The organism is Methyloglobulus sp., assembly GCF_046714055.1.
Lineage (GTDB): Bacteria > Pseudomonadota > Gammaproteobacteria > Methylococcales > Methylomonadaceae > Methyloglobulus.
Genome location: NZ_JBKKBJ010000277.1, coordinates 1 through 19075, shown reverse-complemented (window position 1 = coordinate 19075; position 19075 = coordinate 1). Strand labels below are relative to the sequence as shown.

General features: G+C 47.2%; 21 protein-coding genes and 1 pseudogene. 15 read left to right on the top strand and 7 right to left on the bottom strand.

Annotation, left to right across the window (positions count from 1 at the left end; translation table 11 throughout):
* Positions 1-90: 90 nt before the first annotated feature.
* Together ACLQ6D_RS17025 and ACLQ6D_RS17020 are read right to left on the bottom strand one after the other, a co-directional pair.
* A complete protein-coding gene (locus ACLQ6D_RS17025) occupies positions 91-1173 on the bottom strand; it encodes a PQQ-dependent sugar dehydrogenase (RefSeq protein ID WP_411728500.1) in 1083 nt (360 codons plus the stop codon).
* 118 nt (positions 1174-1291) lie between these two features.
* Positions 1292-1792: a choice-of-anchor V domain-containing protein gene (locus ACLQ6D_RS17020; protein WP_411728499.1), complete on the bottom strand. Its 501-nt coding sequence runs from the start codon at positions 1790-1792 to the stop codon at positions 1292-1294.
* A 154-nt stretch (positions 1793-1946) separates the two neighbouring features.
* Here ACLQ6D_RS17020 and pmbA point away from each other — a divergent pair, with 154 nt between their 5' ends.
* Entirely contained in the window at positions 1947-3278 is a 1332-nt protein-coding gene (gene pmbA, locus ACLQ6D_RS17015) for a metalloprotease PmbA (protein ID WP_411728498.1), read from the top strand.
* Positions 3279-3328: 50 nt separating this feature from the next.
* Here the strand turns inward: pmbA and ACLQ6D_RS17010 are convergent, their stop codons facing one another.
* Both ACLQ6D_RS17010 and ACLQ6D_RS17005 read right to left on the bottom strand, forming a co-directional pair.
* A complete protein-coding gene (locus ACLQ6D_RS17010; RefSeq protein WP_411728497.1) occupies positions 3329-4360 on the bottom strand; it encodes a quinone-dependent dihydroorotate dehydrogenase in 1032 nt (343 codons plus the stop codon).
* Between the two features lie 295 nt (positions 4361-4655).
* Positions 4656-5753, bottom strand: a complete 1098-nt coding sequence (locus ACLQ6D_RS17005; protein WP_411728496.1) for an NAD(P)/FAD-dependent oxidoreductase — start codon at positions 5751-5753, stop codon at positions 4656-4658.
* A 541-nt stretch (positions 5754-6294) separates the two neighbouring features.
* On the opposite strand from ACLQ6D_RS17005, the gene ACLQ6D_RS17000 reads away from it, so the two are divergent.
* From ACLQ6D_RS17000 to ACLQ6D_RS16975, 6 genes and pseudogenes are all read left to right on the top strand, one after another.
* On the top strand, positions 6295-7347 hold the full coding sequence (locus ACLQ6D_RS17000; protein ID WP_411728495.1) for a porin family protein: 1053 nt from the start codon (positions 6295-6297) through the stop codon (positions 7345-7347).
* Positions 7348-7504: 157 nt separating this feature from the next.
* A pseudogene (locus ACLQ6D_RS16995) lies at positions 7505-7789 on the top strand (type II toxin-antitoxin system RelE/ParE family toxin); the annotation flags it as partial.
* Positions 7790-8066: 277 nt separating this feature from the next.
* Positions 8067-8312 carry a type II toxin-antitoxin system Phd/YefM family antitoxin gene (locus tag ACLQ6D_RS16990; RefSeq protein ID WP_411728494.1) on the top strand — a complete coding sequence of 82 codons (246 nt, stop codon included), beginning with the start codon at positions 8067-8069 and terminating at the stop codon, positions 8310-8312.
* The gene (locus ACLQ6D_RS16985; RefSeq protein ID WP_411728493.1) at positions 8312-8695 is read left to right on the top strand and encodes a type II toxin-antitoxin system VapC family toxin; all 384 of its coding nucleotides are present in this window, start codon (positions 8312-8314) and stop codon (positions 8693-8695) included. Before ACLQ6D_RS16990 ends, ACLQ6D_RS16985 begins: the two co-directional genes overlap by 1 nt.
* Position 8696: 1 nt before the next feature.
* Positions 8697-9656, top strand: a complete 960-nt coding sequence (gene pip, locus ACLQ6D_RS16980) for a prolyl aminopeptidase (RefSeq protein ID WP_411728492.1) — start codon at positions 8697-8699, stop codon at positions 9654-9656.
* Positions 9653-10228: a UbiX family flavin prenyltransferase gene (locus ACLQ6D_RS16975; protein ID WP_411728491.1), complete on the top strand. Its 576-nt coding sequence runs from the start codon at positions 9653-9655 to the stop codon at positions 10226-10228. Before pip ends, ACLQ6D_RS16975 begins: the two co-directional genes overlap by 4 nt.
* 15 nt (positions 10229-10243) lie before the next feature.
* On the opposite strand, the gene ACLQ6D_RS16970 is transcribed toward ACLQ6D_RS16975, so the two are convergent.
* Complete coding sequence (locus ACLQ6D_RS16970) at positions 10244-10546, bottom strand: hypothetical protein (RefSeq protein ID WP_411728490.1); 303 nt, start codon at positions 10544-10546, stop codon at positions 10244-10246.
* A 248-nt stretch (positions 10547-10794) separates the two neighbouring features.
* Here ACLQ6D_RS16970 and ACLQ6D_RS16965 point away from each other — a divergent pair, with 248 nt between their 5' ends.
* Genes ACLQ6D_RS16965 through fae form a run of 6 tightly spaced genes read left to right on the top strand, consistent with a single transcriptional unit; the run spans position 10795 to position 15599 of the window.
* Positions 10795-11859, top strand: coding sequence for an ATP-grasp domain-containing protein (locus ACLQ6D_RS16965; protein ID WP_411728489.1), 1065 nt, complete (start codon positions 10795-10797; stop codon positions 11857-11859).
* Entirely contained in the window at positions 11849-12832 is a 984-nt protein-coding gene (gene mch, locus ACLQ6D_RS16960; protein WP_411728488.1) for a methenyltetrahydromethanopterin cyclohydrolase, read from the top strand. Before ACLQ6D_RS16965 ends, mch begins: the two co-directional genes overlap by 11 nt.
* 19 nt (positions 12833-12851) lie before the next feature.
* Positions 12852-13202 carry a DUF3147 family protein gene (locus ACLQ6D_RS16955; RefSeq protein WP_411728487.1) on the top strand — a complete coding sequence of 117 codons (351 nt, stop codon included), beginning with the start codon at positions 12852-12854 and terminating at the stop codon, positions 13200-13202.
* 30 nt (positions 13203-13232) lie between these two features.
* Complete coding sequence (locus ACLQ6D_RS16950; RefSeq protein WP_411728486.1) at positions 13233-14153, top strand: ATP-grasp domain-containing protein; 921 nt, start codon at positions 13233-13235, stop codon at positions 14151-14153.
* Positions 14150-15040: a triphosphoribosyl-dephospho-CoA synthase gene (locus ACLQ6D_RS16945; protein WP_411728485.1), complete on the top strand. Its 891-nt coding sequence runs from the start codon at positions 14150-14152 to the stop codon at positions 15038-15040. Before ACLQ6D_RS16950 ends, ACLQ6D_RS16945 begins: the two co-directional genes overlap by 4 nt.
* A gap of 49 nt (positions 15041-15089) precedes the next feature.
* Positions 15090-15599: a formaldehyde-activating enzyme gene (gene fae / locus ACLQ6D_RS16940; protein WP_411728484.1), complete on the top strand. Its 510-nt coding sequence runs from the start codon at positions 15090-15092 to the stop codon at positions 15597-15599.
* A 36-nt stretch (positions 15600-15635) separates the two neighbouring features.
* On the opposite strand, the gene ACLQ6D_RS16935 is transcribed toward fae, so the two are convergent.
* Positions 15636-16343 (bottom strand): HisA/HisF-related TIM barrel protein, encoded by a 708-nt coding sequence (locus ACLQ6D_RS16935; RefSeq protein ID WP_411728483.1) that lies wholly within the window; start codon positions 16341-16343, stop codon positions 15636-15638.
* A gap of 50 nt (positions 16344-16393) precedes the next feature.
* Between ACLQ6D_RS16935 and ACLQ6D_RS16930 the strand changes: the two genes are divergently transcribed.
* The gene (locus ACLQ6D_RS16930; protein WP_411728482.1) at positions 16394-17404 is read left to right on the top strand and encodes an ATP-grasp domain-containing protein; all 1011 of its coding nucleotides are present in this window, start codon (positions 16394-16396) and stop codon (positions 17402-17404) included.
* Positions 17394-18452, top strand: coding sequence for a hydantoinase/oxoprolinase family protein (locus ACLQ6D_RS16925; protein WP_411728481.1), 1059 nt, complete (start codon positions 17394-17396; stop codon positions 18450-18452). Before ACLQ6D_RS16930 ends, ACLQ6D_RS16925 begins: the two co-directional genes overlap by 11 nt.
* A gap of 405 nt (positions 18453-18857) precedes the next feature.
* Here the strand turns inward: ACLQ6D_RS16925 and ACLQ6D_RS16920 are convergent.
* Positions 18858-19075, bottom strand: a 218-nt coding sequence (locus ACLQ6D_RS16920) for a transposase (protein ID WP_411728480.1), incomplete at its 5' end; no start/stop codon positions are given.

Sequence of the window (19075 nt, the reverse complement as noted above, 5' to 3'; positions counted from 1 at the left end):
TTTATGAAAAATGGCGTACTAAATGCGTATTTCAGCCGAGTATTGCCTATTAGGGGGCTATACCCATTCGAAAAAATTGGCACACACCATTCAGCCGGGGTTTTTGTTATCCGTGCAAAGGTCTCTAGCTATATATAACTCCCCGAAAAAGTCCTCCCCAAAACTGGATGGTGTACTGATACCCCCGCTGGGTAAAACTTGCGAGACAACGGGATTACTGGGGGATCCGCTCAATGTCTGGATCGCAGGATTACAAAAATCGGTATAGAAGTAATGCCCTGTCAGCGCGGGATAGACTGAGCCGCGGTATACATAACCGCCTGTTACAGAGCAATTACCGTTCGTGTGGGGATATTCATGCACGGGAAAAAAGTAATTCCCGCTACAACCGCTGCTGTTAAACGTTTGGTTACCTTCAAAGCAACGCCAGCCAAAATTGAGCCCTCCCACTGCACCTGATAGAATGAAATCGATTTCTTCGTAGGCGCTCTGACCAACATCTGCGATCCATAAATCGCCGGTCTGTCTGTCAAAGCTGAACCGCCATGGGTTACGCAGACCGCTGGCATAAATTTCATCGCAGCCTAACCCGCCAGTCCCGTCATCAAAGGTATTGCTCGGTGGTATCCGGTAGTTGCGGTTACCGGAGATATCGCAATCCGGCCCGTCATTGGCTCCGGCTGGGCCGTTGACATCGATTCGAATCATTTTGCCAAGCAACACATGATTATTTTGCGCATGATTTTGTGGATCGCCACTGCCTCCACCATCGCCCGAAGCGATGTAGAGATAGCCATCGGGGCCAAAATGCAGAGCGCCGCCATTGTGGATCGCAAAAGGTTGCTCGAACTCCATGATCACCTGCTCGCTATTGGCATCAGCCACATTGGGATCGGAACTCACTTCGAACCGTGCAATGCGTGTTCGGATCAGGCTTGCCCCCGTATTCCTGGTGTAATAGACGTAAAAATAGCTGTTTGCTGCATAGTCGGGGTGGAAAGCGAGTCCCAACAAACCCATTTCGCTGCCCGAGTCATCCACCCGACTTTGAATGTCGAGGAAGGGCGCCCCGAGCAGATTTCCATTGTCGTCGATGATCCGAATTAGGCCGGGCTGTTCGACCACAAATAATCGTTCATCCCCAGCATGGGCAATCTCTACGGGCTTATTCAATCTGGAGGCAACCAAGTCTAGGGCAATATCGGCAGCAGGCTGGGGTGGCGGAGGCGGAGATTGTCCATTTTGTACGGTAATATTCAGGGTGGCTGTATTGGTACCGTCGCCTAAAAGATCAAGCTGGTCGTTGGACGAGTTGGCTGCGGCATAAAGGGCTACATTGGCGTTGAATTCTGGAGCCGTCCAGGAAAGAAAAGGTAACCTCGTTGCCCAAAAATGGTTTAGGATTGAAATGCGCCAGGTCAGTCCCAATCAAGTGTAATTCGCTGTCTTTAGGGGATAACGTTCCGTAGAAATCACTTACAGAGATGTTGACGCCCGCTGTACCGGCCAGTCCACCATTGATGGTGACAGAGAACTCATGGGTTGTGCCGGCACTGACAACTGTCGGGCCGGAAAGAGCAACATTTGGCACGTTGGCGCCCACGGCGTGGCACACAACGCAGGTTGCGCCGCCATTGGTGTCAGGATTTCCGGAAAAGCCGTTACGGCCGTCCCGGCTGGCGTGAGCCTGATTGGGGATGCCTATGAAATCAACCAGGACTAGGGTTATAATAACCGCGACCCGGCAGCATCTGCCGATCATTGAGGACGGATTGGGTAAATTTTGTTTCACCAAAAACATAGTTTTTTCCTTAGCCACCTTCAGTGCGGCAAGCGTAATCGAATCTACTGCCAAAAAACAGAGGCCAAAAAGGGACTAATCAACGTAATTTAGTGTCCGTTCAGAAACACCCTATTGTTCGTTATAACCTTTGTAAGAGAGCACATTGCAAAATCAGGAAAACATTGAGCGTTTACAAACCATCGTGCAAAGCTTGCTGGATGAGGCCAGAAAACAGGGCGCGACGGCAGCGGAAGCGGGGCTGAGCCAGGAGAACGGCTTGTCGGTTACGGCGCGTATGGGCGAGATTGAAACGATTGAACATCATTGCGACCAGGGCTTAGGTATCACCGTATATTTCGGTAAGCGCAAAGGCTCGGCCAGTACCACGGATTTATCCCCGGATGCCATTAAAGAAACCGTCAGAGCTGCCTGTAGTATCGCGCTTTATACCAGTGAGGATGAGTTCGCAGGTTTGCCGGACAAGGATTTGCTGGCAACAGAATTCCCCGATCTGGATCTTAACCATCCGTGGGAGTTGACTGCCGATGAAGCGATTGCCTTGACTATTGAATGTGAGGCTGCGGCCTTGTCTTTCCACCCGGATATCACTAATTCGGAAGGCGCGTCGGTCAATACTCATCAAGGTACTCGTGTGATGGGGAATAGCCTGGGTTTTCTTCAGGGTTGTCTGTCGACCCGCCATTCTCTGAGTTGTTCGGTCGTGGCGCAGCATGGCGACAGTATGCAGCGCGATAACTGGTACAGCGTTGCAAGGCAGGCTAAGGATTTGGAAGCTGTTGCGGCAATCGGCAAAAAAGCGGCGGAACGCACGATCAGGCGTCTGGATGCCCGGCGCTTATCAACCCGGCAATGTCCGGTTTTGTATTGTGCAGAAATTGCTTCGGGGCTGTTAGGTTCCTTGGTGGGTGCGATTAGCGGCGGCAATCTGTACCGTAAATCAACATTCCTGCTGGATGCGCTGGATACGCAAATTTTTCCAGATTTTATCCACATCTTTGAGCAGCCTTTGCTAAAGGGCGCGTTAGGCAGTTCGGCTTATGATGGTGAAGGTGTCGCTACGCAAACCAGGGATATTGTGCGTGAAGGTTATTTGCGCGGTTATGTGTTAAGTACTTATTCTGCTCGGAAGTTAGGGTTGCAAAGCACGGGTAATGCAGGCGGTGTGCATAATCTGACCATTACACCCGGAGTGCATGATTTTCAGGCCATGCTAAAACAGCTTAATACCGGATTGTTGGTTACTGAGTTAATGGGGCAAGGCGTTAATATGGTAAACGGCAATTATTCACGCGGCGCTGCGGGTTTCTGGGTAGAAAACGGCGAAATCCAATATCCGGTTGAAGAAATCACCATTGCCGGTAATTTGAAGGACATGTTCAAAAACATCGTCGCGGTTGGCGATGATGTGGATTATCGTGGCAATATCCGTACGGGTTCTATCCTGATTGAAAGGATGTCGATTGCGGGGGAGTGAAGATTTAAGGCGAAAGGCACAAGGCCAAAGGCGCATGATAAAAGCTGTTTTTAGCCTTGTGCCTTTGGCCTTGTGCCTTCGTTTATTTCCCTTATCAATTCCGGCCCCTGATAAATAAGCCCACTATAAATTTGTACCAGGGTGGCTCCCGCAGCAAATTTTTCCTGGGCATCATCAGCGCTTAATATACCGCCCACGGCAATAATCGGAATTTTGCCCTGCAATTCTACCGATAATCCTTTAACGACTGCGGTGGCTTTATCTTTAACCGGACTACCGCTTAAACCCCCGATTTCACTGGCGAGCAGATGATTTGCGATCCTGTCGCGGGAAATGGTGGTGTTAGTCGCAATAACGCCGTCTACCTCAAATTCCAACAGAAGTTTGGCAATGCGGGAAATGTCTGCATCAGCAAGGTCAGGCGCTATTTTCAGCGCTAAGGGTACGTATTTCCTGTATTCCTGCTGAAGTTTGAGTTGTTCTTCCTTAAGTGCAGACATCAGCTTCCTGCTTTCGTCGCCCTGCTGTAATTGGCGCAAGTTCTGGGTGTTGGGTGAGGAGATGTTGATCGTAATGTAACTGGCGGCGGCATAAACCTTGCGTAAGCCGATTAAATAATCGTCCACCGCGTGTTGCATCGGCGTATCGAAATTCTTGCCGATATTAATCCCTAAAATGCCTTTATAACGGCTTTTCTTAACCTGGGCCAGCAAGTGATCTATGCCCAAATTATTGAAACCCATGCGATTGATGATGGCCTGGTGTTCAGGCAACCTGAACAAGCGCGGCTTTGGATTGCCCGGCTGTGGCCTGGGCGTTACCGTGCCTATTTCGATAAAACCGAAACCCAAGGCAGCCAGCGCATCAATGTAATCGCCATTTTTATCCAAACCCGCCGCAAGGCCGACGGGGTTTTTAAAATTCAGCCCCATGACATTAACTGGTTTATCGCTTACGGATGGATAAAGTAGCTTGCTTAAGTCGGAAACGAAAGCTGCGTTCAATAGCTTGAGCGTTACCTCATGGGCGATTTCAGCATCCAGCGCAAAGAGCAGGGGGCGAAGTAGAGGATAAAAATTCATTGTTGGAGTTCTGTGGTGGCTAAGTAAGGCGAATTAAAGAATCAACAAATAATACCTTTTTCTTGAGGGTATAGGCATCAGTCACCACCGCCGTCATTCCGGCATGGACTGCCGGAATCCAGAACACAGGGATGTGAACAACAGATCAATAATGGTTTCATGCGGCTAAAAAACGGATTGCACTATTCAGCATTGCCATCCCTGGCTTCTGGATCTCGGCATTCCCTGCCGAGATGACGAGGAACTTTTGTAGGTGTCTATGGGCTGGGAAATGGGGGTAAATTCTTAATTATTTCTAAACCAGCCTATTCAACCGATAAGGCTCAGGATCAACAGAAGTAGGACGGCCTAGGATCAAGTCGGCTATCAACTGCGCGGAAGCGGGTGCCATCGCCAGTCCGTTCCTAAAATGACCGGCATTGATGCTTAAATTGTTGATTTCAGGATGCCTATCAATATAAGGTACGCCATTTTGCGTTCCGGGCCTTATCCCCGCCCAATGTTTAACCAAGGGGTAATCTTTCAATGCAGGCAATAACTTCAGTGCGAAGGCGCTGATCTGGTTTTTGGCTTCTGGCGTTGTGCTTTTGTCAAACGTATCGCCTTCTACCGTGCTGCCAGCCAGGATATTACCATCCAGCCTTGGGATCAGGTAGTGGTCGCCGTCCAGCACTATCGTCCGCAAGGTGTCCGGTTTGGCGGCGAACAGTAACATTTGTCCTTTGACGGGGGAAATTTGTGGACTGTTATCCCTGATAGTAGGGAAAAACTGCTTCAAAAGCTCAGATGTCCATGCGCCAGCGGTGATGATTAATTCGTTAATGAGCAGGTTCCCAATGCTGGTAGCAATTGAATTCACCCGGTTGTTGTCGAGATTGATGGCGCTTAACTGGCAGTTTTCAATCAATCTGACCCCTTTTTGCAGGAGATCCTGTTTTAGCGATTTAATCAGCCGGGGATTACGGATTTGGGCTATATGGGGTAGCCACAGCGGGTGGACAGCCATTGTGCCTAAGCCGTCAAGCATATTTTCAGCTTCTTCAAACGTTATTTTATTGTGATTGCACCAATCCGTAGCGGCAGTAATATCAGGGTTTTGGGTGATTAATAATCCGCAGGGATTCCATTCAGGGTCGATACCCGTTTCCTCAGATAGCTGGGAGGCCAGGGCAGGATACAGCCCCAGGCTTTGTTTAACCAATAAGGTAATGGCCTGGTTTTGCCGCCAGGGATAAAGCGGTAGCAGGATACCACCGCCCGCCCAGGAAGACTCTTTTCCCAACAGCCCTTTGTCAATGACGGTAACCGTGGCGCCAGCATTATAAAACTTCCGGGCGGTTAACAGCCCGATAATACCTCCGCCTATCAGGGTGATGTCTGTGCTTGTTGTCATGGATTAAGAGGGTGTGTAGTAAGGGAACTTCTAATTCCCTCTCCTGCTGGAGAGAGTTGGGTGAGGAGAATAAAATCAAGTGGTTACATACACCTCATCCCAGCCTTCTCGGCAACTGTTCCAGACGTTGCCAAGCCACAGGGATGTGGTGAATGTGGAAAATGCAGGAGCATTTTTCCACCTACCTTCTGCATCCATGCAGCCGTCCCTGAGGGAGAAGGAGATATTTGACAATTATGAGGTTCCCATAAGGAAATGTCTTGTCGTTAAGGCCATTTTCAATTAACCTCTAGGGTAACACAAAAAGAACGGAGAATTGTTGCTTGAGTTTTTCGTGGTTTTTGTTGTTTTTTGCCGACAATACAACAAAATAGTTAAGAGTTATTTGTAATAAATTGATTTATAATAAAAATATAATATTATAAAAAACACACAAAAACTTGTAGTGATTCCGTTTTGCTGCTACTATTTAGCCTCGTAGGAAATTTTTGTTGTATTAAAGCAAAATTTTGTAAAATAACAACCTCATGAGGGGGGAATAATGATGAATAAAACTAAACTGATACTGGGCATTGCCACAGCTACTTTAACAGCGGCAGGTGCCATGGTAACTCAACAAGCGGTGGCGAGCACACGGGCCCAACACCACGTCAATGAAGCGGCTTTGATGAGCAAGGTCGATGTGTTGGAAGCGCAGCTTCGCGCCATGCAGGATGAAATGGCCGGCATTAGGGCCGCATCAGGTCAAGGGGCTGACCAAGCTAAGGTTCAAGAACTGGATACCTGGATGCAAGAATCTAAAGCTAATCCAGTTAAAACAGTACACGACAATATGATCTTCTTCCGTGGCGGTTTTGCACGTAATGACAGCAAAAGAAATGACCTGTTAACCGGCAATCAATTCGGCGGTGAACTTGGAGATTTGAATACTGGGGATATTGTTAACGTATTGGGTGGGGGCAGAACCAATAAAGACGGCTATTATGTAGGTGCCGGCTTTGATTTTGGCCTGACTGATGATGTCTGGGGTTTGATGGATGATACCGAAGTGGATGCTGAGTTGATGTTTGAATACAAAAACTTTGGTAGTAAAAAGTTCAACAATAACCCCCTTATCGTCACAAATGTTGACTCACAAAATACTGCAAATACTCCCATTCCTGTTGGTAATGCACTGGGTAACGCAACGGGACCAGCCGTGAACATTAACTCAAACACGGGGCCTTTGTGTACGCTTATACATTTTGCATCGCAAGATGAGGCTGGGCCGGGTAGGGCTGGCTCAAATGCTTGCGGTGGTGTCACTGTAACCCAGTTTTCTTTAACCGCCGCTCCAAAAATAAAATTCATGAAAGGCAGTGCCTTCAGGCCTTGGATTATCCCAATTGGTTTGGCTCTCCATGTCATCAGCCCACCATCTAACGGTGTGACCGTACTGAATCCAGGCATGATGTTTGGTGCAGGTGCCGAATATCAAGTGTGGAAAGCCATGCATGTGGGCGCTGATGTTCGTTACCACTTGACCGGCAGAAGTGTTGACGGTGTCAATACTGACGGCTTGACCGCTGGTGGTTATTTGGGTATCGGTTTCTAAGGAAAAAGAATACGATACGGATATCGTCTGATAGGGATGTCAACACAAAGGGGGGCGCAAGCCCTCCTTTTTTATGTCTGTCACCTTTATTAGGCGCTACACTTGACACCATATCTAGCTATGTAGCCCACCACTTGGCTATTCGGTTGACTGGAGCAAAACCGCAGAAAGTGACTTGATTGCCATCATCCGGTATATTCACACTACCAGTCCGCAAGCCGCCATCAAGGCTTTTGCCAACAACAAGGATAAAACGGACGGCTTGGTGTTGTTTCCAGAGCATGGCCGCATCGTACCCGAATTATTAGCGCACGGCATAGGGCATTATCGGGAACTGATTATTCCGCCCTGGCGTGTTATTTACCGATTTTCAGGTGATACTGCCTACGTTTTGGCGGAGATTCCCGCCGGAATGTTGAAGATGTTTTGTTGGATCGTTTAATTCGGACGAACGATTAAAATCCTTTACCCAGCGTATTTATGTAGGGGCAACCCTTGTGGTTGCCCTAAAGCACCAAAGAAAAAAGGGGAGCAGGTACAACCTACAATGACACCTGCATTGCCCATCTTTTATCAACTTTCACAATTGATGATTTAATCACGCATATTTAACTTGACGCGTGGGCGTAAACCCTCCTTTTGTTGTTTGAAGGTTGGTGTTGACGTGTCGCACCTCAAAGTTTACACTTTGAAATTATTACTTCAAGTGGTTTGCTAACATGAAAGCAACAGCAAAAGAACTCAGGTTTCATTCCAAAGAACTTTTGGATGCGGTAAGCAGGGGAGCTAGCGTTGTTATTACCTTCAGGGGAAAACCGTGCGCCAAATTGGTGCCTTATGAAGATAATAATCTAGCGGAATATTTGCAAAGCGAGGATGGTCTGTTTGGAACCTGGCGCGATCGTGACGATGTTGAATGCGTTGACGGTTACGTTCGTGATTTGCGTAAAAGCCGATTTTCTTGATGTTGATCGATACCGATGTGTTGATTTGGTATCTGAAAGGCAACCCCAATGCACGCAATGAAATAGAAGCCTTGTCAGAATTTTATATTTCGATCGTAAGCTATATCGAGTTGGTTCAAGGGATGAGAAATAAACATGAACTGACGTGTTTGCGGCGGGCGTTACGGACGTGGAATGCAAAAATAGTGTATGTCACGGAAGATATTTCGGCTAAAGCCATGTTCTACGTCGAACAATACTATTTAAGCCATGCCTTGCAGTTAGCCGACGCATTGATTAGCGCGATGGCGGTTGCGAACGGCTTTGATGTTTTGTCGGCTAATACGAAACACTATCGGTTTTTGAAAGATATTTCATTAAAAGAATTTAAACCGATCAGCTAAGATGAAAACTTTTTATCCAGAAATCAGTCCTTACCGCACGTTTTTTCTGGAAACCGGCAGCAAACACTCCGTTTACGTTGAGTTGAGCGGCAATCCCAACGGTATTCCGGTAGTTTTCTTACATGGCGGCCCCTGTTCTGGAACCAAACCCGATCACCGGCGGTTTTTTTATCCCGACCATTATTGGATTATCCTGTTCGACCAACGTGGTTGTGGACAGTCCTTGCCGTTTGGTGGACTGGAAAACAATACCACGCAAGATTTAATCGATGACATGGAACGCATACGAACCCAGCTAGGCATAAAAAAATGGCTGGTGTTTGGTGGTTCCTGGGGTGGCGCACTGGCTTTGTTATATGCCCAACAACATCAGGATAAGGTGCTGGGGATGGTTATTCGCGGCGTATTCCTTGCGCGGCAGCAGGATATGGATTGGTTTGTGGTACTAGGTGCAAACCGGATTTATCCCGAACAATGGCAACGATTAGTTGAATCTGTTCCAGATCAAGAGCGAGTCAATCTTGTCCAGGGTTTATGGGATGCCATCAATAGTGCAGACGAGACGGCAAAAGCACGGGTTGCAAGGGAGTGGCAAGCCTGGAATGGGCAGCTTGCCTTGGGAAAAGCGTATCAGCTACAGAATCAGGATGAGTCAGGGCCAGCTTCGGAGGAAACGGTTAAACAGGTCTGCATGGAACTCCATTATGCTGTTCATCATTATTTCATCGAAGACAATCAGATTCTTGAGAATTGCGGCTTGTTGAAAAATATTACAACCACGATTATTCATGGCCGTTATGATTTAGTTTGCCCTATGGAAGCAGGGGTGAGCCTGCATCAGGCCTTGCCAAACGCAGAATTCATTGTCTTGCCTAATGCCGGGCATATTGCCCAACACGAGGAGATGATTGACGCCTTGGTTTCTGCGACAGATCGATTTGCTGCCTTAGTCAAACAATGATGCAACAAAAACGCTTGATTATTGCCATGACTGGTGCAACTGGGGCCATTTATGGAGTCAGGATGCTACAGGTTTTACGGACGCAAGAAGAGTGGGAGACACATTTTGTCATTTCTGCTGCGGGCATAGTCACAATAAAACATGAAATGGGGATGAGGCGGTCAGAACTGGCCGAACTAGCAGATGTTAGCCATGGGGTTAACGACATCGCAGCCAGCATTGCCAGTGGTGGGTTTAAGACCGAAGGTATGATAATCGCGCCGTGTTCAATGAAAACCCTGGCAGCGGTTGCCCATGGTTTTGGTGATAACCTGATTTCGCGTGCCGCTGATGTGGTGCTCAAAGAACGCCGCCGATTGGTGCTGATGCCCAGGGAAGCCCCGCTAAATTTAATCCATATCAGGAACATGGCGGCTGTTGCGGAAGCAGGTGGCGTTATTTTCCCGCCCATGCCTACTTTTTACAGCAAATCCGATTCCTTGTTAGCGATGGTCAATGAGACCGTCGGCCGGGTATTGGAACTATTTGGCGTTAATGTTGAAGGCTTGTATAAGCCCTGGGAGGGAATGTGAGGCGCTTATTAGTGCTTACCAACCTAAAAGCAAATAACCCAGGTAGCCTAGTACGCTGAGCATCGAGAGGGTTGTGAGAGTCAGCACAATGGTGTATTTCCTGTCGACGCCAGCGTATTTTTTCTCGATCTCGGCAAGCCGGTTGTCGAATTCAGGGTAGTAGTCATCGTCATGGCTAGCTTTTTTATTTGCCACGGCTGAAGGGACAAAATCATAATCTTCTTCCAGATCCTTGAGAAACTGATTGAACCGTAGTTCCAGCTCCATTATTTGGGCATCCAGTTGCTGGTTCATTTTGTCTTTATTGTCGTTTGCCATCGCGTATCAAAACCCTGAAAATTGGTGGATGCACTACGTTATATCTAACTATTACCGTTCGGCTGATTATAATACCAATAATGAACTTTGCGTGTTGGGTTTTTAAAGATAATTGTTAAAGATGTTGTTTTGCATTGCTTATTAACTATACAGAGCGCAATTGACGTACCTACCTGTCTGGAGGCAGTCTGGCAAACGGCGCGGATCGTGAATTCCAACACCTAGTTGTCGTGGCAAGGTCTGCGCGTATGCTTGTGCAAGCAGCTCAACAAGCAGGGTTGAAACCGTTGGCCATTGATCTTTGGGCCGATCAGGATACACAGAGTTATGCTGAAGACATTCAACTAATTCCTTCATTGGCAGAAGAACATTTGCTACCTGCGATTGATTATTTCGTTAGCCGGTACCCGGTAACTTGCGTGGTTTATGGCAGCGGTTTTGAACGGCATCCCGATAGTTTGATGTGGATGAGTGATCGCCTGACATTACTGGGAAATCAACCTGAAGTTTTTGCCGGGCTACAAGATAAACCGGCATTTTTCTCACTACTAAAAACATTACAAATCCCTTATCCTGAAGTGTCGTTCCACACACCGGAACGAGATACGGGCTGGCTGGTTAAACCCGTGCAAGGGCAGGGTGGGGTTGGGGTAAGAAGGTATCGTAGGGACGAAATCACCGAACCGTCCGTTTATTGGCAAAAATATCAAGAAGGTATACCACATTCTGTCTTGTTTCTTGCTGACGGCAATCGGAGCCAAGTCATCGGTTTTAACCGGCAATGGACAGTCCCGTTAAATGGCAGGGATGAATTTATCTTTTCAGGAATCATCAATAGCACTGGGCTATTGCTTAAGCAAAAAATTCAATTAAGCGCTTGGCTAGATGAGCTCGTCCCCGAGTTATCCCTTAAAGGCTTAAATTCCCTGGATTTTATTCAATTTGGGCAAACCAGTTATGTACTGGAAGTCAATCCCAGGCCACCTGCGAGTATGCAGTTGTATGGTTCTGATTTATTTGTCAGGCATATCAAGGCATGTCAAGGCCAGCTACTTGACTACGGGCGAGAACAGGCCAGTTTTACCGGTTATCAGGTTGTCTATACGCAGCAGGATACGCGAATTCCCAATGGTTTTGAGTGGCCTCAAGGAGTTGTGGATATTCCAATTGTGGGCGGCATTATTAGCACGGGCCAGCCGATTTGCAGTATGATTACGCACGCAAAAGACTCGGAAGAGGTTCTGGAGCAGTCACTAAAAAAGCAAGCGTTCATCATTACCCAATTAGACAGGTTTCAAATTCATGGAATATAGTGCCAGTGTCAATAATAAAACCCAACCATTAGTAAAATATTTAATTGATAACGCCGGTACTTTGCGGGTGGGTGTTGAGCAATTGAAGAACGGTTGCACGATTATTGATGCCGGTATAAAAATGCCGGGGGGCATTGAGGCAGGGCGCATTATCGCTGAAATTTGTATGGGTGGTTTAGGTAAGGTAACGATCAGCCATAGCCCTTATACCAGCAATTGGCCGTTATCGGTTAACGTACATACCAGTAACCCGGTGTTGAGTTGCCTGGGTAGCCAGTATGCAGGTTGGAGCTTGTCGCATGATAAATATTACGCGCTGGGTTCAGGCCCTGCCCGTGCCATGGCCACCCAGCTGAAAGAAGGGAAAAAAGAGCCGGTAGAAGAATTGTATAAGGAATTGGCTTATCAAGATGCCGCTGATACTGCTGCGCTCGTGATTGAAAACGATGCCATTCCTCCTGTGGAAATTATCGAAAAAGTGGCCGCCGCCTGTAATATTTCCCCATCAAAGCTTACGGTTATCGTCACGCCTACCAGCAGTTTGGCAGGTTGTGTGCAGGTAGTGTCGCGTGTGCTGGAAGTCGCCATGCACAAAGCCCATGCCTTGCATTTTCCTTTGGAAAATATTGTTGATGGCAGCGGAAGTGCGCCTATTTGCCCACCGCACCCCAAGTTCGTAAAGGCGATGGGTCGCGCCAATGATGCCATCCTGTTTGCCGGGCAAGTCCATATTTTTGTTAAAGGCACAGATGAAGCGGCACAAAAATTGGCTAACGGCTTGCCCAGTTCAACTTCAAAAGATTACGGCAAACCTTTTGCCGATATATTTAAACAGTACGAATATGATTTTTTTAAAATCGATGCCATGTTGTTCAGCCCTGCGACGGTGATAGTGTCGGCGGTAGAATCGGGTAACAGTTTCCGCGCCGGTAAACTGGATAATGCCTTATTGGATCAGTCATTTGGGGCATAGCCGGATATATTGTGTAGCAATGTGGTATTACCTCACTAAATTAGTTGTTTCCGCGCTGGTTGTTGTGGCGGTTTCGGAAATTGCCAAGCGGAATAGCGGATTTGCGGCTATTGTCGCTTCCTTGCCGCTCACGTCCTTATTGGCTATCATCTGGATGCGTATTGAGGGTTCCCAAAGCGCGCAAATTGCCGAACTGTCCCAACAAATTTTTTGGTTAGTGCTTCCGTCCCTGGTGTTGTTTTTGTTGTTGCCGTTGCTACTTAGGCAGGGTTTGGAGTTTTGGCTAAGTTTAGGGCTATCAAGTGCAGCGGCTGTGCTGTGTTATTTATTAATGATACCGCTACTGCGCCGATGTGGCGTGTCGATATGAATTTCAATAACAAAAAATAAGGCTGTGATTGTGGGACGTATTGCTATTTTTACCGATGATCCAGGCTGGCATGGTAAGGAACTGGGTCAAGCATTTGCTAAGCTTGGGTTTAGGAGCGACTTTGTTTCCTTGACCGAATGCCGCTTGACCATTGAGCCGGGGCAGATTCCGGTCAAAATCCCAGGTTTTGAACAGGTGCTTCCTGATGCGGCATTCGTGCGCGGTGTTCCCGGTGGATCGCTGGAAGAAGTTGTCTTGTACCTGGATATCCTGCATGCCTTAAAGCTGTTGAATGTCCCAGTTTACAACGATGGACATGCAATAGAGCGCAGTGTCGATAAGGCCATGACCAGTTTTTTGTTGCATCAGGCAGGCTTGCCTACGCCGTTGGCCTGGGCATTAAAAAGCCGTGCCGATTCCATCAATATTGCCGAAAATGAATTAAAAAAAGGCCATTTCCTTATCACCAAGCCTTTGTTTGGTTCTCAAGGCGATGGCATTCGCCGTATCGAAAAAATGACCGACCTGTTTTGGTTGGCTGCCAGTAAAGGGGTGTATTATTTTCAGCGGTTTGTGCATTGCGCGGGCGATGGTTTTTCGGATTACCGTGTCTTTGTTGTCAATAACCGTGCCGTTGCCATCATGCGGCGGCGCGGCAAATCCTGGTTAAACAATGTCGCACGAGGAGCGGCCAGTGAGGCGATAGATTTAGATCCGGCAATCGCAGATATCGCCGTAAAAGCGGCCAAGGCGTTAGTGATGGATTATGCGGGTGTGGACATCATCCAGGACAGGGTAGGGCAATACACGGTTATTGAAGTGAACAGCATTCCCGCCTGGAAAGGGCTGGAGAGCGTCGGTTCGGTTAATATTGCCGCATTATTAGCGGAAGATTTGGTCAATCGCCACATTAAACGCACAATCCCAGAAGCCATAGCTGCGCGTTCATGATAGGCCAGCACCAATTAGCTGAGCTTTATCGACAAGCGTGTGAAATTGAATTACAGGCATTCAAGCCTGGCAATGTCAGTGTCTATGCCGATGGTCATGGCATGTCGGTAAGCGATTTTCGAATTAGCGCCGAGGTGAGTTCCGGGCCGCTTTGCAATCCTGGTTACTGCCTGGGCGAAAAGATATTCTATGCAGTTAAAGCTACGCGAGAGGCAGTAAGATGTAACACCAATTTAGGTATTATCTTGCTATGCGCCCCTTTAATCCAGGCAGTTACTCGTGTCACCGCTGATGTGACGTTATGGCAAGCGTTAAGCCAAGTTCTTGCAGTGACCACCATCACTGATGCTGATTGGGTTTTTAAGGCGATAACCTTGGCGGCACCAGGAGGCTTGGGCGATTCCGATGAGCAAGATGTGCATAGTCCTGCTTCAGTTACGCTCACTCAAGCAATGCAAATAGCGAGTGATAAAGACCGGATAGCGTTGCAATATACCACCGATTATAAAGATATTTTCGATTTCGCCGTTTTAAGGTACAATGCCAAGCCTAGTCAATGGAGAGACAAAAATTGGGCAACAGCGTTCGTGTATGCGGAATTGCTGGCTCAATATCCCGATAGTCATATCGAAAGAAAACATGGGGATAAGTACACAGAATGGGTTGCCACTAGGATGCGGCAATTTCTTGAGGAGTTTGGGCAAGCTACTGACCCAACGCAACTAATGCAAGCGCTTTTTTGCCTGGATACAGAGTTTAAATTAATCGGTGTTAATCCTGGTACTACAGCTGATATGACTGTAGCGACTATATTGTCAGTGCTATTAGAGGAGTTTTTTACCAACATAAACACTGACAAATCATCAATAAGATTTTGTTCAAACTAAACAAAAAGTAAGTAATTCTTTTTCACAATTCTTCAGAGGGGAACACAGCATGGCAAAAATTAATAAAATGGGCGTTGGCGAATCATTGGTGGGTGACGGTAACGAAGTGGCTCATATCGATTTGATCATCGGGCCTAGAGGTTCAGCAGCAGAATCTGCTTTTGCAAACTGCCTGACCAACAACAAAGACGGTCATAACAGTCTGCTGGCTGTGGTTGCTCCTAACCTGATGGTTAAACCAGCGACCGTTATGTTCAATAAAGTCACTATCAAAGGCGCTAAACAAGCTGTGCAAATGTTTGGCCCGGCGCAACGCGGCGTTGCTATGGCTATCGCAGATTGCGTTGAAGACGGCACCATTCCTGCCAATGAAGCGGATGATTTGTTCGTGTGCGTGGGAGTATTTATACATTGGCATGCTGAAGACGACGCAAAAATCCAAAAATATAACTACGATGCGACTAAAGAAGCGCTGAAAAGCGCTGTTGCTGGCTCACCAACAGCGGCAGAGGTGGTAAAAGGTAAAGCTACCGCTAAACATCCGTTTGCTCCTAACTAATTAATAACATAAGCAAAGATGTTAAAAATACCCCGCTCAGACGGGGTATTTTTTTGTCGGCCAATTTGCAATGTCATGTGGGCTTATCCTGCCATGATGTAGTGCGGTGGCCACCAGGGCTAGCTGGATTCCTATATGCTCCAACGTCCTCAAATCTTCGCTACCCCTTATTCCGCCCGCAGCAATGATTTTTTGTTGGGGATATTGTTTACGGTAAGACGCTAATCTTTCCACATCAGGGCCTTGGTTGCTACCCACCCTGGGTAAACTCATGATAATAATGTTTTCAGGCCACAAACCCTGTTCGGAAAACAAGGTTTTTGCGCCCAGTTCGCCTGTTACCGAATAGTCCAGGGAAAGAATAAAATTATTTTTAAACTTTCTGATGTCAGAAATATTTTCATCCTGAAAAGATTCACTACCCAGCACGGGGGAAAAATTGTCAAGTTGTTGGAAGGCTGTATTGCATAAGGGGTAACCACCATCTATCCAGAACGTGATATTCGGGAAAACTGTCAGCACCTCACCCAACAAAACGGCGTTATCACTTTGGCGGGAAATCGCGTTGAGATCGGCAATGTAGATAGTTGGGAAGTGGTAAATCGTCGAAAACGCATCAATCACATCAAAAATATCTGAAGATTTGCATAGTTCGGACTTTAATGGTGCATAGTGGTCACGGTTACCTTGTTTGGCGTGTACGACGATGCCGTTTTTGAGGTCAATGACTGGGATGATTTGCATGGCTTCCGTACTCAATCCGTTGAATGGGGGCTTGATGATAAAATAGCCCCATGAAAAAGTTAAAAGTCCTGATTTTTGAGTATATCACTGGCGGCGGTTTGAATAAGTCCGATCTTCCCGAATCCCTGGCTAGAGAAGGCTTGTTGATGATGCAGTCTTTGATCGACAATCTGGCCGGGATAGATACGGTCGAGCCTTTAATCATGCTGGATTTCCGTATAGCGGGAAGATTAGCGTCCAAACCAGCTAATACGCATATTATTGGACTGGAACAGGAGTGTCACCAAGAATTTATCCGGCTGATGTCATTGTGCGATGCAATTTGGCCGATAGCGCCAGAATGTGATTCCATTTTGCAAACTTTATGTGAAGAGGTGGGCCGGTCAGGAAAACTCTTACTGACTTCCTCGGCCAGCGTCGTTGCCATTGTGGGCAATAAATGGCTGACTTACGGACATTTACGTCGGCATTCTATTGCTACTGTTGAAACGCAAAGGCTAGCCAGTTTCAGTTTTACGCCAGGGGAATGGATCGTAAAGCCTATCGATGGTGTGGGTTGTATGGATAGCCATCTGATAACTGATCAGGAAGATTTTGATACGATAACCGCTGCGCTTGATAAGGGTGACTATATTGTGCAGCCTCATCTCAAAGGAGAAAAAACCAGCTTATCCTGCCTGTTTAAGCAAGGTCGTGGATGGTTGGTGTCTGCCAACCGGCAGCAATTCGCTATTATCAATAAGCAATACCATTTGACCGGAATAACCGTCAATTTTACATCTGACACATCCCTGTATCAGGCTTTGGTTAATGATGTGGCAACTGCAATGCCCGATTTATGGGCTTATGTCGGCATTGACTTGATAGAAACACCAGACCAGATCCTCGTCCTTGAAATCAATCCCCGTCTTACGACTTCTTATGCGGGTATTTATGCCGCTCGTGGTATTAATTGCGCCCGAGCAGTCGTGGAGTTATTGACGGGTGACCCGGTGCTACAACCGACCCGTAATCAACCCGTATACATCCAAATCAATGGGCAGGAAAACGATGCAAAGTAACATCATGGGTTGGGACATCGGCGGCGCCCATGTAAAAGCGGCAATCATCCAGCCAGGATCAGGGGTTATTGCCGTGCATCAACGGCCTTGTCAATTATGGAAGGGGATAGATAGGTTGCATGAGGCTGTGAAAGACATACTAGGAGAATCGACATTGCACGCCAACCGCCATGTGCTTACGATGACGGGTGAGCTGGTTGATTTATTTGAGGATAGGGAGGATGGTGTTAAACATATCCTGGCAGCGATGAACTGTCTCCTGCCTAATAGCGAGGTGTTGGTTTATGCAGGTAAGGATGGTTTTTTAAGGATGGCCGATGCTAACACAACCCACTATTCAAGCATTGCTTCGGCTAATTGGTTGGCGAGCGCAACGTGGGCGGCGCAAAGCGTAGGGAATGGGCTTTTTGTTGATATCGGTAGCACCACAACGGATATCCTTCTGTTAAATGAAGGCAAGGTATTGGCAGAGGGTTACACTGACTACCAGCGTTTAATATCCCAAGAGCTGATTTATACCGGGATAGTCAGAACTGCCGTCATGGCCGTCGCGCAATCCGTTCAGGACGAAGGTAAAGAAGTCGGGTTAATGGCAGAATATTTTGCGACCATGGCGGATGTTTATCGGCTAACCGGAGAATTGAATGAGTTGCACGATCAAACCGATACCGCCGATGGCGCAGAAAAAACCGTACCGGCAAGCGCCAAGCGCTTAGCAAGGATGATAGGTTGCGATTATAGTGCCAATGAACTCCCCCGTTGGCATAAGTTTGCCAAAAACCTTCGTGACCAACAAATAGCAAGAATCCAAAGCGCCTGTGAACGGCTCGCGATGCGTATCCAATTACCTGACAATAGCCCATTAATCGGTGCAGGCGTAGGCCGTTTTCTGGTTAAACAGATAGCGTTCAATTTAGGCCGACCTTATCAGGATTTTTCCGGGTTATTGGAAGGCTTCAGAAGCCTATGTGGGCTTGCTGCGGCTGATTGTGCCCCGGCGGTTGCTGTAGCTTGTTTGGCGGCAACCTGGGATTCAAGGAGTTATTGACTTCGATTACTAGGTTCTATTGACATTTCATCAGCGGAAAATCGATCAATTACCGTCATGCCGTCAGGGCGTGACGGCATCCAGTCGGCATGGAGTCCTTCCCTGGCTTCTGGATACCGGCAATTCATGCCGGAATGACGATGCAGCTTTCAACGCTTGGATCTAACCATTTGTTTTTGCTAGCTTAGGTTAGACAATAATATGTCAACAGACCCTAGGTTATCGAAGCACTGAAATTATTTGGAACATCATTTTGAACCCAAAGGGGATGATGATTTTAGGGCAGAAACCTGAACGAGCCTTATGGGTCGTATCAGTTTTAGTCCATTATACGAACCCAGTAGCTTTAGCGGGTGGCTGTTTAGTAAACTCTATAGGGCGGTGTACTTACCCCGTCCACCGAGATTAACGTCCCAACACTTTACTCAAAAAGTCATTTTCTGCCATTAACTGGCCGATTTTGGCATGACAGTTGTTATCCGTTTTAGGCACGCTTTCTAAATTATCGTCGTCATTGTCAAACACCCGGTTTATATTGTCAGCAAATTGCTGTTTCCATTGGCTAACCAGATTAGGATGGACGGAAAATTCCATTGCTAATTCTGCAAGCGTTTTATCGCCTT

What these genes read in the sequence shown, in the direction of transcription:
- pip (WP_411728492.1), top strand. Translation starts at nt 8,697, where the DNA reads ATGAAAACTTTTTATCCAGAAATCAGTCCTTACCGCACGTTTTTTCTG.
- ACLQ6D_RS16925 (WP_411728481.1), top strand. Translation starts at nt 17,394, where the DNA reads ATGCAAAGTAACATCATGGGTTGGGACATCGGCGGCGCCCATGTAAAA.
- ACLQ6D_RS16990 (WP_411728494.1), top strand. Translation starts at nt 8,067, where the DNA reads ATGAAAGCAACAGCAAAAGAACTCAGGTTTCATTCCAAAGAACTTTTG.
- fae (WP_411728484.1), top strand. Translation starts at nt 15,090, where the DNA reads ATGGCAAAAATTAATAAAATGGGCGTTGGCGAATCATTGGTGGGTGAC.
- ACLQ6D_RS16975 (WP_411728491.1), top strand. Translation starts at nt 9,653, where the DNA reads ATGATGCAACAAAAACGCTTGATTATTGCCATGACTGGTGCAACTGGG.
- ACLQ6D_RS16965 (WP_411728489.1), top strand. Translation starts at nt 10,795, where the DNA reads ATGCTTGTGCAAGCAGCTCAACAAGCAGGGTTGAAACCGTTGGCCATT.
- ACLQ6D_RS16970 (WP_411728490.1), bottom strand. Translation starts at nt 10,546, where the DNA reads ATGGCAAACGACAATAAAGACAAAATGAACCAGCAACTGGATGCCCAA.
- ACLQ6D_RS17010 (WP_411728497.1), bottom strand. Translation starts at nt 4,360, where the DNA reads ATGAATTTTTATCCTCTACTTCGCCCCCTGCTCTTTGCGCTGGATGCT.
- ACLQ6D_RS17000 (WP_411728495.1), top strand. Translation starts at nt 6,295, where the DNA reads ATGATGAATAAAACTAAACTGATACTGGGCATTGCCACAGCTACTTTA.
- mch (WP_411728488.1), top strand. Translation starts at nt 11,849, where the DNA reads ATGGAATATAGTGCCAGTGTCAATAATAAAACCCAACCATTAGTAAAA.
- ACLQ6D_RS16935 (WP_411728483.1), bottom strand. Translation starts at nt 16,343, where the DNA reads ATGCAAATCATCCCAGTCATTGACCTCAAAAACGGCATCGTCGTACAC.
- ACLQ6D_RS16955 (WP_411728487.1), top strand. Translation starts at nt 12,852, where the DNA reads ATGTGGTATTACCTCACTAAATTAGTTGTTTCCGCGCTGGTTGTTGTG.
- ACLQ6D_RS17005 (WP_411728496.1), bottom strand. Translation starts at nt 5,753, where the DNA reads ATGACAACAAGCACAGACATCACCCTGATAGGCGGAGGTATTATCGGG.
- ACLQ6D_RS16930 (WP_411728482.1), top strand. Translation starts at nt 16,394, where the DNA reads ATGAAAAAGTTAAAAGTCCTGATTTTTGAGTATATCACTGGCGGCGGT.
- ACLQ6D_RS16945 (WP_411728485.1), top strand. Translation starts at nt 14,150, where the DNA reads ATGATAGGCCAGCACCAATTAGCTGAGCTTTATCGACAAGCGTGTGAA.
- ACLQ6D_RS16985 (WP_411728493.1), top strand. Translation starts at nt 8,312, where the DNA reads ATGTTGATCGATACCGATGTGTTGATTTGGTATCTGAAAGGCAACCCC.